11 protein-coding genes are annotated in these 12,522 nt (G+C 51.2%); 8 read left to right on the top strand and 3 right to left on the bottom strand.

From position 1 onward, the window contains the following. Positions 1–6: 6 nt before the first annotated feature. Entirely contained in the window at positions 7–474 is a 468-nt protein-coding gene (gene tssJ / locus ACMAY6_RS02675) for a type VI secretion system lipoprotein TssJ (protein WP_435214226.1), read from the bottom strand. A 141-nt stretch (positions 475–615) separates the two neighbouring features. On the opposite strand from tssJ, the gene tagH reads away from it, so the two are divergent. From tagH to ACMAY6_RS02640, 7 genes are all read left to right on the top strand, one after another. Then, positions 616–2,313, top strand: coding sequence for a type VI secretion system-associated FHA domain protein TagH (gene tagH, locus ACMAY6_RS02670; RefSeq protein ID WP_435214224.1), 1,698 nt, complete (start codon positions 616–618; stop codon positions 2,311–2,313). 51 nt (positions 2,314–2,364) lie between these two features. Then, positions 2,365–3,702, top strand: a complete 1,338-nt coding sequence (gene tssK, locus ACMAY6_RS02665) for a type VI secretion system baseplate subunit TssK (protein ID WP_435214222.1) — start codon at positions 2,365–2,367, stop codon at positions 3,700–3,702. Between the two features lie 3 nt (positions 3,703–3,705). Next, positions 3,706–4,605 carry a type IVB secretion system protein IcmH/DotU gene (icmH, locus tag ACMAY6_RS02660; RefSeq protein WP_435214221.1) on the top strand — a complete coding sequence of 300 codons (900 nt, stop codon included), beginning with the start codon at positions 3,706–3,708 and terminating at the stop codon, positions 4,603–4,605. A 34-nt stretch (positions 4,606–4,639) separates the two neighbouring features. Then, positions 4,640–8,116, top strand: coding sequence for a type VI secretion system membrane subunit TssM (tssM, locus tag ACMAY6_RS02655; RefSeq protein ID WP_435214219.1), 3,477 nt, complete (start codon positions 4,640–4,642; stop codon positions 8,114–8,116). A gap of 4 nt (positions 8,117–8,120) precedes the next feature. Then, complete coding sequence (gene tagF / locus ACMAY6_RS02650; protein WP_435214217.1) at positions 8,121–8,846, top strand: type VI secretion system-associated protein TagF; 726 nt, start codon at positions 8,121–8,123, stop codon at positions 8,844–8,846. A 4-nt stretch (positions 8,847–8,850) separates the two neighbouring features. Further along, positions 8,851–9,579 carry a PP2C family protein-serine/threonine phosphatase gene (locus ACMAY6_RS02645; protein ID WP_435214216.1) on the top strand — a complete coding sequence of 243 codons (729 nt, stop codon included), beginning with the start codon at positions 8,851–8,853 and terminating at the stop codon, positions 9,577–9,579. A 154-nt stretch (positions 9,580–9,733) separates the two neighbouring features. Beyond that, positions 9,734–9,898, top strand: a complete 165-nt coding sequence (locus tag ACMAY6_RS02640; protein WP_435214215.1) for a hypothetical protein — start codon at positions 9,734–9,736, stop codon at positions 9,896–9,898. An 84-nt stretch (positions 9,899–9,982) separates the two neighbouring features. Here ACMAY6_RS02640 and ACMAY6_RS02635 read toward each other — a convergent pair whose 3' ends face one another. After that, positions 9,983–10,744 carry an SDR family oxidoreductase gene (locus ACMAY6_RS02635; RefSeq protein ID WP_435214213.1) on the bottom strand — a complete coding sequence of 254 codons (762 nt, stop codon included), beginning with the start codon at positions 10,742–10,744 and terminating at the stop codon, positions 9,983–9,985. A 390-nt stretch (positions 10,745–11,134) separates the two neighbouring features. Beyond that, positions 11,135–11,593 carry a GNAT family N-acetyltransferase gene (locus tag ACMAY6_RS02630; RefSeq protein ID WP_435214212.1) on the bottom strand — a complete coding sequence of 153 codons (459 nt, stop codon included), beginning with the start codon at positions 11,591–11,593 and terminating at the stop codon, positions 11,135–11,137. A 312-nt stretch (positions 11,594–11,905) separates the two neighbouring features. Between ACMAY6_RS02630 and ACMAY6_RS02625 the strand changes: the two genes are divergently transcribed. Next, positions 11,906–12,250, top strand: coding sequence for a hypothetical protein (locus tag ACMAY6_RS02625; RefSeq protein WP_435214210.1), 345 nt, complete (start codon positions 11,906–11,908; stop codon positions 12,248–12,250). The last annotated feature ends 272 nt before the right edge of the window (positions 12,251–12,522 follow it).

The raw sequence follows: 12,522 nt of genomic DNA, 5'->3' as shown, positions 1-12,522 counted from the left end.
CTTGCTTCAGTCATCAGACGTTACAACGACCGATAACGCGTCTAATGCTACCTCAACATCGAGTTTATCACCCGCAGGCGTCGGCAAAATGGCTCTCCAGCGAGCTTTGTCGATATCTCGATAGGCCGCGAGAACGCCAATATACCGTGTATCTACCGTCATACCCTCAACTGGCAATGTTCGCTTGGAGTTTGGGGACATTTCAATTTCCGTAACTCCAACAAGATCTTGTCCCAGCAACTGCTCCGCATCATCGTACAGCTCAAAGAAACGCGCGTTATTAAAGGCATCAGCGGCACGAATTCGATAAATCTGAACCACAACAGGCGAAGGACGCCCTTCAAGGTCGGGATTAACCGAATTTGAAGCGACCAGATTTAAGTTAACTTTTGCGGGTTTAGGCCCGCTCGCACACCCTGTAGCCAGACAAACCAGCACGCCCAGCACCAAACAATATTTCACCTGCTTTAGCATAACCACACCCTTCTAACCCTAGTCGCAATTCGCACCATCAAAAACGAAGCGCTTTACGCATGAACAATATATTCTTTGCGATATACTACATCGCACGGGCAACTGTAAACAGAGGCGAAAACACCAAGCGTGAAACCTTTAGTGATTTTGACATGTACGAGTTACCACAAGGCTGAGCTTGCCGATGGTGGCATTTTCCACATTGAGGCGCCGAGAGGTTCGGTGGGGCGCAATCCCTCATCTGATGTTTGCCTGCCCGATCCGCAAAAAGTTATCTCTGGCTGTCACGCACGCTTTTCGACAGAAGGTGACAACATTGTTATCACCGACGAAAGCACCAATGGCTTGTTTGTGAATGGTGCTGCTGCTGCGTTAGGCCGCGGCAACTCGACGCCAGTCACTAGCGGCATGGAGATCGGCATTGGAGAATATCTGTTCACCATAGAAGTACCGCAAACACCAACTACGGCATCAGATACGCCTGCAAAACTCCCGCATGATGATGGTGTCAGCAATATAAATTTTGACCCACTAGCCGATTTCACAAATGACCCTTCCCCGGTAAAAGAGGCCAGCTTTCAGGAAGGAGCCGCCAGTTATTCTCCAAGCTTCGGGGTGGCGGACTCCAGTGACGGGCTCTCAAAATCGAGTGCAGAAGACTTTTTTGACCCCTTAGCGCCGTCGGTCGATGCAGAGTCGCAGACAGACAATGTGAACCCCGGAGCTGAGGAATCCCACTTAAGTAACCTTGCTCATGGTGATCCACTGTCCGACCCCTTCTCTCCACCTCAGGGGCAGTTTGATGACGCGCTGAGCGGAGGTATCGAAGCAATGGCTGGGACAGGGGCTTCGATAATTCCTGAAGATTGGATGGCTGAGGAGCAACCGCCCGAATTGGACGCCATTCCAGACCCAGCGCCGGAGACCACTGCCCCAGAGCTTCTTGAAAGCAGCCCTGAGGAGACTGGAAGCTCCAACAAAGGTGCGGCAGGTATTGCCGCTGCTCAAGATCCAGTGCCGGAGAGCACTGTCCCAGAAATTCTTGAGGGCAGCCTTGAAAAACCTGCAAGCCCCAATGAAAGTGCGGTAGGTATCGCTGCTGCAGAGGCTTCGAGTGACGAAATTGCACCTATTCAACCCCATGAGCTTGTATTACCCGCCAGAGCGCCTGTACCTGAGGAAAATGAAAAATCCGATGCGGAAATACCACCGCCGATAGCAGAGACACCAGAAAGCGATCAGCAGAATGCGCCTGAGCAGCCTGTAGCCAGCCATCAGCAGGCCCCTGCGGCAAAGTTAGCTGAGGCGCCAGTGGAGATAAGCGCTTCTGCCGATGCGGCTGCGATAAATGATACGGAGTTTGAGCAAACCGTTTTGAAAGGTTTGATGGACCTGCTGGCAGCCCGGGCAAATCTGAAGAACGAGTTCCGAATGGGGGCCACGCTGATTCGGCAAACTGAAAACAACCCTTTGAAGTTTGCCGCCAACGTGGAAGCTGCAAAAATTTTGTTTTCAGAATCGTCAAAAAACTCCGCCTACCTATCGCGTATGGAGGCAGTAACACAAGCAATGGCGGAAGTTCAGGAACACCAAATGGCACTGTTGATAGGACTCAGGGCGGCCTTTAATCAACTACTGCAGACGTTTTCGCCAGAAAATTTTGAAGAAAATCAGAGCGCTGGTCTTAGCAAAATTGTATCTTCTTCTGAAAAGAAGGCTTGGCTTGCCTACAGTAAATTTTATCAAGAGCGGGTGGCCGAGTCAGACGACCCGTTTGAAGAGCTTTTTAGTGGCGCGCTTTCGAAAGCTTACCTTGCGGCTCTTAACAATGACCAATAAAAACACATGCCAGAAATTGGCGCCGCAATCAGCCCCATGAGGATCGCATAGGTGACAGACAAAGGCCGCGTCGTATGGACTGAGGGAATGTTTCTTCGCCCTCAGCACTTCCAGCAACAAACACGCTATTTTGAGAGCTTTATCGAAGCTCGGGTCAGAGCGATAAGCGACTTCAACTGGGGACTCGTGAATTTTGAGTTCGATCAGGAACTGATGTTGCAGGGCAAACTATCACTGGCCAGCGCATCGGGTATTTTGCCCGATGGAACTCCATTTTCTCTTCCTGAGCGCGACACCCCTCCGCCGATCATCGAAGTCGGCAGCGAAGTCAAGAATCAAATTGTTTATTTAACATTGCCAGAGCGCCGTTCCGGCATGCCAGAAATGCAGCTCCCCGACAGCGATACTATTAGCCAGGGGCGGTTGATGAGCAGCGAAATTTCCGTCATTGATACTGCGTCACTAGACCCATCCGAGGCCCCAATTCACACGGCTTCTTTGGTTCTGGGTCTCAGATTGGAAAGCCAGCCTCTTGAGGGCTTTACCCGCATCCCGCTGTGCAAAATCATAGAGGTACGCACTGATAAAAGCCTGCTTCTGGATGAGTCTTTTATTCCGTCGGTTATGAATCTTGAGGCCTCCAAGGTGTTGCTCGCGCTTATCAGAGAGATTCGCGGTCTGCTGCTTCATCGTGCAGAAGCCCTACGAGGGCGAGTATCGGCTTCAGGGCAGGGAGGCAACGGGGAAATATCAGACTTTTTATTTCTTCAACTAGTTAATCGCTACCTGCCTTTGATGGTGCACTACGACGAATTGAAACGGGCCCACCCAGAAAGGCTTTACTCAGATCTTTTACAAATAGCGGGCGAGATGGCCACATTTAGTGAAAGCAGCCGGCAGGTTCCCGACTTTGGGACTTATAACCACACGCAACTGACTGAAAGCTTCGACCCCGTGGTGAATGCGCTTCGACAAAGCCTGTCTATGGTACTGGAGCAAACCGCAGTCCAAATTCCACTGCAAGAGCGTCGCTATGGAATCATCGTCGGAACTGTAAGCGACGCTTCATTGCTTAGCAGTGCAAGTTTTGTTCTTGCCGTTAGCGCTGCAATGGATCTTGATGTATTGCGTCAACGCTTCCCCAGCCAAGCCAAACTGGGATCAGTAGAAAATATACGACAATTGGTTAACGTGCAGTTGCCGGGTATCAAGCTCAGACCACTACCAGTAGCCCCAAGGCAAGTTCCATATCATACGGGCTATGTGTATTTTGAACTTGATAAGTCTGGGGACCTCTGGAAAGACTTGGGGAGCTCTGGCGGGCTGGCAATGCACATCGGTGGCGAATTCCCCGAACTCAAAATGGAGTTGTGGGCTGTGAGGTACTGAAACATGAATGATGATTTTGATCCTTTTGCTGCCCCCAGTGGCGACAAAACTGTGCTCAGGCCAAACCCGGGGGGCAGGAACACCGGCGCTGCAGCGCCCGCTGCCGCAACCCCACCCCCACCTGCAGCTGAGCCTCCTGCCGCGCACAGGCTGGCCGATCCTGTGCAACACGGGTCCAGCGCTATTGGTCAATTCATCAAAGGCTCTTCACTTAATCCATTAGTCGAAGCTGCGGCTGAAGCATTGCGCGCTGGCGGGCTTATCAGAAATACGCTTGCCAACAACGACGTGAATGCCCTGCGGCAACAACTTCTAGACATGATTAAGGCTTATGAAGCCGCTGGCAATCGCAGCGGCTACGAACCACAAATTGTGCTTACCGGGCGCTACCTGCTTTGTACCTTTCTCGATGAGGCAGTTATGTCGACCCCTTGGGGAGCCCAGAGCCAATGGACTCAACAGACCCTGCTGAGCACCTGCCACAATGAAACTTGGGGCGGAGAAAAGTTTTTTCAAATTATTGAACACCATCTGCATCGCTCGGAATCGGTAGACCTGATCGAACTGGCGGCAACATGCCTACTCCTTGGATTTGTGGGCCAATATGCCGTCCGTCAAAATGGGCCGCAGGAACTTGACCAGGTTATTGATGAACTTTACGCCGTAATCTCCCGAGCCCGCGGCGAATTCGAACGGGATTTATCTCCGAGCTGGCGCGGCGCACAAGAGACCCAAAAGCGCTTAATTGATTACACACCAAACTGGGTAATTCTCGCAATTACAGGCGCCCTACTACTTGTGCTTTACACAGGGTTCCGCCTCACTCTGGGGTATCAAGTAATCCCTGTGAAAGAGCAAATTCAAGGGTTGGTGAAGTCAGTTGAGAAAACAACAGCCGACTAATTATTGTCCACTAAACGCCTATGAGGCCTAAAGAATGAAGCTGCTTTCGATCGCAATGAAGGTACTGGGATTCATCTGCGTATGTGCCGTTATATGGTTCGCAGGACCGTTATTTGCATTTGCAGGCTTCAAGCCACTGGGCGCACCCGCCACGCGACTGATACTCATCGCTGTAATTATTTTTGCGTGGCTTGGTAAAAAGATCTACCGACGGATTAAGACTGCTATAGCAAACAAGCAGCTTACTAAAGAGATCGTCGCTAAGCCCCTTCAGGAAGCCAGTGCCGCCGATGCTGACATTGCAACCCTCTCGCATAATCTTTCAGAAGCCTTAACAACGTTGAAAAATAAAGCCGGGGCAGGACTCTATGAGCTACCCTGGTACATCATCATTGGCGCGCCCGGAACTGGAAAAACGACGGCCCTAGCCAACTCTGGACTAAGATTTCCAATGGCCGAACACACTGATTCCGCCGCAGTGCAAGGAGTGGGCGGCACACGTAATTGTGATTGGTGGTTTGCTGAGGAGGCAATTTTTCTCGACACCGCCGGGCGTTACACCACTCAAGACAGTGACGCAGAAGCCGACAACACCGCTTGGCTTAGTTTCCTGAAAATGTTGCGCAAAGGCCGCAGCCGTCGCCCAATAAATGGCGTTGTACTGACAGTAAGCACTAGCAGCCTCCTCGAAAGCAGCCCGGGAGTCAGGGATCGCCTGCTCCATGCACTGCGTCAACGGCTGCAGGAGCTTCAAAGCCATTTAGGCGTCAATCCACCTGTCTACCTTTTAGTTACAAAAACCGATTTATTACAAGGCTTTCAGGAGTTTTTCGAGGACCTAGGCCAGCGCGAGCGACAACAAGTTTTAGGGTTCACCTTTGACCTAGCTCAGAACGAGTCGCTGTCAACCATTCCAGAGAAATTCAGATCGCTGCTTAGCAGCATCAACAACCGAGTGCTTTGGCGAATGCGATCAGAGCGTGATCGGCGCCACAACAACAGCATTTTTGCTTTTCCACAGCAGCTTGCCACCCTGTCGGAACCGCTCACAGAGTTTTGTCAGTCGCTCTTCAGCGCTTCTCGATATGAAGCAACTCCGCTGCTGCGCGGCATTTACTTCACCAGTGGAACACAAGAAGGTACACCGATTGATCGTTTAGTTGGCAGCTATGCCCGAAGTTTGTCAGTACAAGAGTCAGTGGGGCGCGGCCAAGCAAGAAGCTTTTTCGTACATGACGTCGTCCGCTCGGTTATGCTTTCAGAGCGGGAACTGGTGGGCTCCAATAAAAAACTTGAACAGCGGAATCGATGGATACAGCGAGGAGTAATTGCTAGTGCCGCCGCAAGCCTGGTTTTAGGTTTGATTCTCTGGGGCACGAGCTATGCTCGCAATAACTCTCTGGTTGCTCAATACGAACAAAAAATTGCAGATTTTCAGACCCTGCAAGCCGCTAAATCTGGCCCAGAGGGGCTAGATGGTCTGCTGGAAAGATTAGATGCTGCTGCATCACCACTGCGATTCGTGCAGGAAAAAAACAGCGATACCCCGCTGACGTTACGCTTCGGCCTTTATCAAGGGCATGTTTTAGCAGAAGAGGCCGAAACACTCTATCAGGCTGAATTGGAGCAGTTTTTATTGCCCACAATGACTTACCTCATCGGGCAAAATTTGTCGCGCCCCGGTACCGACCCTCAATTAATTTATGAAGCCCTAAAAGTTTATCTCATGCTGTCTCAGCCAGAGCGACGCGAACCCCAGCTAATACGAACCTGGATGGGCCACGAGTGGGAACAGCTTTTACCGGGGAAACCTCGTATGCGAGGACGCCTGCAGGAACACGTCAACGCAATTACCGCCGAGGATTTCAAAGCCGTAACGGCCGATACAACGCTAGTCCAAACGGCCCGTACGACCCTTAGCCAATCATCTATGTCGGCGTTGCTGTACGCGCGCATCAAACAAGATTACGAATTTAAGGGCCAGCCTCCGGTAATGCTGCTTGATGCTGCTGGCCCCTATGGCAAAGAAGTCTTCAGCGTTGCTGCAGAGTCACCAGATCCGTCCGTGAGCCAACTGTTCACCCGAGACGGCTATAAGGATAGTTTTCGACCGCAACTTCAGGCACTTGGCCAGCTTGCCGCCGATGAAAATTGGGTCATGGAAAATGCTGCTAAGAAGCTAACTGAGGAAGAAATTAAAGAGCTTCAAGAAGAGATTCAGGCGCTTTATTTTACCGAGTACATTCAAACTTGGGACTCTGTCCTCGACAGAATGCGTATAAGTCCTTTCAAAGATCTAAGCACCGCGACACGCAGGTTAAAGTTTTTGTCTGGCGAGAGCTCTCCCTTCGTCGTTTTAGCACAGCGTGTATTTGAAGAAACTTCACTAGCCACTGGGGCAAAAGTTCTCGATACCGGTGTGGCCAGTGGTTCGGTTATCGCTGGAGCGGCAGATCGACTAGGGAAAATGCTTGGCGCCCAGCAGCAGGACAAGCTGGTAGACCAAATCATGGGGCCCGAGAGGACCGTCGACAAGCACTATGAAGGGTTGCATCAATTTTTTAAGGCCAACGACGCTTCCAGCACCCCCGCCAAAGATACCCAGGCTCTCATTAACGACGTTTATAAGGAGTTTGATCTATTATCAAGTGGGCTACTCAATGATGCCGATACTCGGCTCAGCGGCCTCTTTGATTCCGACCAAATTCTGCAGCTACAACTGCAAGCTCGAGACACCGCGCCGCCACTCAATCGTTGGCTCACTGAAATTGCCAACAACAGCCGCGGTGCTGTTTTTGGCGAACTCCGGCTGGGCATCAACAAGGCTTGGGCATCGGATGTCGCAGGATTTTGTAGCCAGGCCGCATCGGGTCGCTATCCGTTTAGTGCTCAAAGCAGTCGCGAAATTACACTCAGTGACTTCGCTAAGCTTTTTGGGCCTAATGGCCTAATTGCAAGCTTTCAAAAAGACCACCTAGATAGCTTTATTGCCAACAAGGGTCGCCGCTGGAGCTGGCAAAACTTCCCCGGTATTGATACCACGTTCTCTACCGCAGCTTTGACACAACTCAGACGTGCCGATCGGATTCGTCGGGCATTTTTTGCCGGTGGTGCGCCTGATCCCAGTATTAGCTTCGGCTTATCACCCGTTTATCTCGATGCCAACGTAAGACGAGTGAGCCTTGAAATTGATCAGGAAGCTTTTCAATATCGCCATGGGCCAGCTCGGGTTTTTCCCGTCAAGTGGCCAGCCCAGACCGGCGTTGAGTCGGCGGTTCGATTTGAATTCAAGGACGACAGCGCTGAGGCCATTGCACAGACCACTCGTGGACAATGGAGCCTGTTTCGCTTCTTAGATCAGACACAACGCACCTCGGTGTCCTCGGAAAACATTAATTTCACACTCGTGTTCAAAGGACGCAAAACCACTTGGCAGATTAAATCTCAAGGGATAGAAAATCCGTTTGCTAAGGATGTCTTTGCCAATTTCTCGTGTATCAAGAGCTTTTAGGCCTGTGAGTTCCAATATAAAGACTGGCGTTTATGGGAAGCTGCCTTCTCACGGAGACTTTATTAGCAGGGGTCTATCCCAAGTGTTCGTCCACCAGTGGGACGCTTGGCTACAAAGTGGTTTAGAAGCCAGCAAAAAAATACTGCAGGAACACTGGAACGATGTTTTTCTCACCAGTCCAATTTGGCGCTTTGTGCTGGCGCCTGGTGTTATCGGTGATACTTGCTGGCTTGGATGTATTTCACCAAGCTCTGATAGCGTGGGTCGAACCTTTCCGGTGACCTTTGCTAGGGAGTACCCAACAGCCACCAATCCTTTTTTACTCGCGATGCGCTCTGAGCCCTGGATGCGCGCGATAGAAAAGGAAATCCTAGATACATTTGAGGCGGCAACACGGCCAGTGGAATCGATCCTCGAGGCTGTAAATGCCATCGATGAACCCGAACTAGGCGAACCCCTACCCCGGAGCCCTGAACTCGGTTTTGGTGAGAGCTGGTGCTATCAGGGCTTCGGCAGTCCCAGTGGCTTTTTCACAGCTCATCTCTCCGATCAAATGCTCAGCCATCAATTGGGAACCTATGCAATGTGGTGGGGACTCGGGTCTCAATCGCTACACCCTTCAGTGCTACTGACTCGTCAGCTCCCGGATACCCAACAGTTTTCAGCAATGATCAGTGGCTCGTGGAGTGAGCAGGGATGGTATGTGATTGACCGCACGGACAGCGTTTAGATCTATGAAGCCTTTGAAAATCCAATCTTACGAACTTTGCCACACCGGCATGGTACGCGACCACAATGAAGATGCAGTTGTTAGCCTTCCGGGGCAAGGACTGTGGGCGGTTGCCGACGGCATGGGAGGCCACGCACGCGGTGACTACGCCAGTCAGGCAGTAATTTCATCCTTACTCGATATGACCCTGGCCCACGAAGCCCATGTTGGCGGGCAACTTAACAGTATTCAACGAGTTCTCGAGCAAACTAGTCAGCTCCTGATTTCCAAGGCGCAAGAGATATCTGAACAGACGATCATCGGCAGCACTGTTGTTGTTATGGTTATCGACGGCAATAACCTAGGCATTTTTTGGGCCGGAGATAGCCGGGCCTACCGATTGCGAGAAGGCCAGTTAACTCAGCTTACTACAGACCATACCGTCGCTAATGAACTGGTTCGTGCGCAGGGATTCAATCGTGAGGATGCGCGCAGCGCTCAAGATGCCGAAGCACTGACTACTGCTGTGGGGGCGAGCGTTTTTACTCCCGAGCGGCGCGAAGATAAAACTCATCCGGGTGACAGATTTTGTTTATGTTCTGATGGACTCAACAAAGTTGTGCCCGATTGGGAAATTGAATCTGTGCTCAACCGTCGGCAGGGGCCCGAACCTGCTGCTCAACAACTGCTGGACCTGTCGCTTGATCGACAAGCCACTGACAATGTTAGTATCATTGTCATCGACCACCTATAGATCCGCTTTTTAGCATTTTTCACAGAACGGCAAGCATTCGACAATTTTGCGAGCATATTGAACTTTGTCAGGCTATCACTGACTCCCCTATTTGATTAAGCGGGCATAATGTGTGAAGAATCGAGGGTCCAGTTACAACGTGAGGTGATACTCAATGTATAAGGTGAAGTTTCTTCGAGACAAAATATCTGTGACTTGGGAAGAACTCGGCTCCTACAACAGTGAGCTAGTAGCGGTGCAAGCCGCCAAGGCCGCGGCGAAGGACTACTTTGGCATCCAAGTCGAAGATCCAGATGGCGTGTGTATATGGTCTGCCTAATTAAAACGTTAATATAGTCTGGGATCAATGCTTGGAGTGCCTCGAACTAGGAGCGCTTTAGTTGCTATCACCTACTTTCTTCGGCTACCACCTCAGCCCCCCATCCACCTCAAAAACCCGTCCTGAAATATAATCGTTTTCAAGAATGGCGACCGCCATTTGAGCGATTTCAGCAGGTTCACCCAACCGCTTAAGAGGAATACCTGAAGCCATTTTCTCTAACGCTTCGGGCTTCATGCTGGCAACCATTTCGGTAGCCATAAACCCAGGTGCAATAGCGCCGGTGCGTATATTGTGGCGCGCTAGCTCCTTGGCCCAGGTGACCGCCATGGCCGCAACACCTGCCTTGGTGGCCGAGTAATTGGTCTGGCCAAAGTTTCCTGCACGAGAGATGCTAGAGATGTTGATGATCACACCCTCAGACTGGGCCTGAATCATGCGTGTCGCCGCTTCACGACCACAGAGAAAGACACCGGTCAGATTCACATCGATCACCATCTGCCACTGAGACAGGCTCATTCGATCGGTGACTTCACCGTCTTTAACCTTGAGCATCAATCCATCGCGAGTGATACCTGCGTTGTTGATGAGGCCCTGCAGCGTTCCGAATTGATCAATAATGCCGTCGAAGGCCGCAATTACGCTGTCTTCATCGGCAACGTTGGCGACAAAGGTGGCAACCTCGACCCCCAACTCTCGAAGGCTCGCAGCCGCCTGCTCTAACGGCTCCGCATTCATATCGATTAAGGCAAGGCGAGCACCGCGCTCAGCAATGCCTGTGGCCATCGCAAAGCCAAGGCCCTGCGCCCCACCGGTAACCGCAATTACTTTATTTGTCAGGTCCATAGGGCTTCTCCATCAATTAATGAGGACGCGGATTGTACCTGAAGGTTTTAGGTTTTGGGCAGACTGAAATCTGCCCAAAAGGACTTATCGATTGCCTCGTGGACCATCACGAACTTCGTCCTGTTTACACTCACGCTTGTCCTTACCCACACGACCTTCATCCTGACGACAATCGCGTCGATCTTGACGCTCATCTGAGCGACCCCGCTCGTCACGTCGATTCGCGCCTGTCTTGATCTGCCAATGCCCAAGTTCCACCTGACAGTAACAGAAGGCTTATCATCCACACATTGAGTTTACGCATCGCTCTAACTTCCTCGGATTTAATTAGAAAACAGTAAACTAACAACCTTAATTTACGCTAGTGGTATCAAATCGCGACATAAAGTCCTACTTAAGCTCCAAGCTGTACTTGTAGAACACATCATCTTTTTCGTAACCCAACGTCTCATAAAGCGCTTGAGCGCCCACATTATTGCGCGCGGTTTCCAATTCGATTCGCGCACCCCCAGCCGCTAGTGCCCAGCTTTGTGCCGCGGCCATTAGCCCACGACCCAGCCCCATTCTTCTGTGTGACTGGTCGACATAAAGATCATACAACACGAAATAGCGTACTAAATCTACCGAGCACAGCGCGGGATACAGTTGGGTAAACCCCACCAAGTTTGCAGCCTCATCCTCAGCGACAAAAACAGTCGACCGGCGATCGGTGAAGTTGGTGCTAAGCCAAGCTTCAGCAGACTCTAGGGCGGGTTCACAGCTATAGAATTGCCGGTAAGCATCAAATAGGGAGGCCACTCCCTTTAGGTCCGGCAACGCAGCCTCACGATACTGAAATTGCGGCGACATACCCGCCTCCTCCAAAGTCTCATCACGTCTGATGATTCAGGTTCTACCACAGTCATTGACGGGGAGCCAAAAAACAGCGTCAGCCTTCTTCCCCGCCCTCTCGAAAAGCGGGATCAAAACTTACTGAGATGTGGCTATAGGTTACGGCCTAGCGACCCAGTCATAGGCAGCCGTTTTTCATCATAGGCGGAATCAGCACAGAGGTTGACGCTTTAAGCCCAGCACCAACCTCTGCCTATACAGGATGCTTAGTATTCAAGGAAGGATCTAGGTCAGCCATGGATGGCTGTGAACTGAGCCAAGGAGAGAACCATGCTTTACCTTATACACCTCGTAACTGGTGACACCATAATTGCCCAGCTCACCCAAGCGCCTGCGGTGGGAGAGGCGTCCTATGCCGAAGATTTAGGACTAAAGGCTGTGCACTGTGAATACCCCATGAGGTTGGCTCCAGTTCCCGTAAGCGGGTTCTTCACACTGGAAGCACTCGTTCCAGAGGAGCTTCTCGCATACGGGTCGATCACTGGGGGGACAGGATATTTCCCCGTTACGTTAGCACCAGCAGGCGTACTTTGGTCGGCTCCGGTGTCTGTCGAACTCACAGGGCATTACCAAAAGGCCCGCGAGACTAAATCGAAATACGAGTTCGAAATATAAGGTCAAATCAGCAATGCTTTTTAATAAACACCCATCACTTCTCGAACAGCAAGGCGAGCTCTCTGGCACCCGCTGGAAAGCTCTGCTTGGGAAAAAGCTCGTTACTAAACGGGCTTGGCAAATCTTAATAGCTCCTATTTTTCGCCTAGCCCCGATTGCCCTCACGCCCCCTAGCTAGATACAGCCGATTGGAAGCGCCGAGAAAGGGGCTTTTTGATGAAGAAATAACAAGGGCGTGGTAGCAGGGAGCCGTGTGTCCCACAAGCGTCCAA

The organism is Luminiphilus sp. nBUS_16, from assembly GCF_051201645.1.
Classification (GTDB): domain Bacteria; phylum Pseudomonadota; class Gammaproteobacteria; order Pseudomonadales; family Halieaceae; genus Luminiphilus.
This window is presented reverse-complemented; position numbering and strand designations above follow the sequence as displayed.

Excerpts from the sequence above, each read along its gene's own strand:
- tssM (WP_435214219.1), top strand. The coding sequence starts at position 4,640 with ATGAAGCTGCTTTCGATCGCAATGAAGGTACTGGGATTCATCTGCGTA.
- icmH (WP_435214221.1), top strand. The coding sequence starts at position 3,706 with ATGAATGATGATTTTGATCCTTTTGCTGCCCCCAGTGGCGACAAAACT.
- ACMAY6_RS02645 (WP_435214216.1), top strand. The coding sequence starts at position 8,851 with ATGAAGCCTTTGAAAATCCAATCTTACGAACTTTGCCACACCGGCATG.
- ACMAY6_RS02640 (WP_435214215.1), top strand. The coding sequence starts at position 9,734 with ATGTATAAGGTGAAGTTTCTTCGAGACAAAATATCTGTGACTTGGGAA.
- tssJ (WP_435214226.1), bottom strand. The coding sequence starts at position 474 with ATGCTAAAGCAGGTGAAATATTGTTTGGTGCTGGGCGTGCTGGTTTGT.
- ACMAY6_RS02630 (WP_435214212.1), bottom strand. The coding sequence starts at position 11,593 with ATGTCGCCGCAATTTCAGTATCGTGAGGCTGCGTTGCCGGACCTAAAG.
- ACMAY6_RS02635 (WP_435214213.1), bottom strand. The coding sequence starts at position 10,744 with ATGGACCTGACAAATAAAGTAATTGCGGTTACCGGTGGGGCGCAGGGC.
- ACMAY6_RS02625 (WP_435214210.1), top strand. The coding sequence starts at position 11,906 with ATGCTTTACCTTATACACCTCGTAACTGGTGACACCATAATTGCCCAG.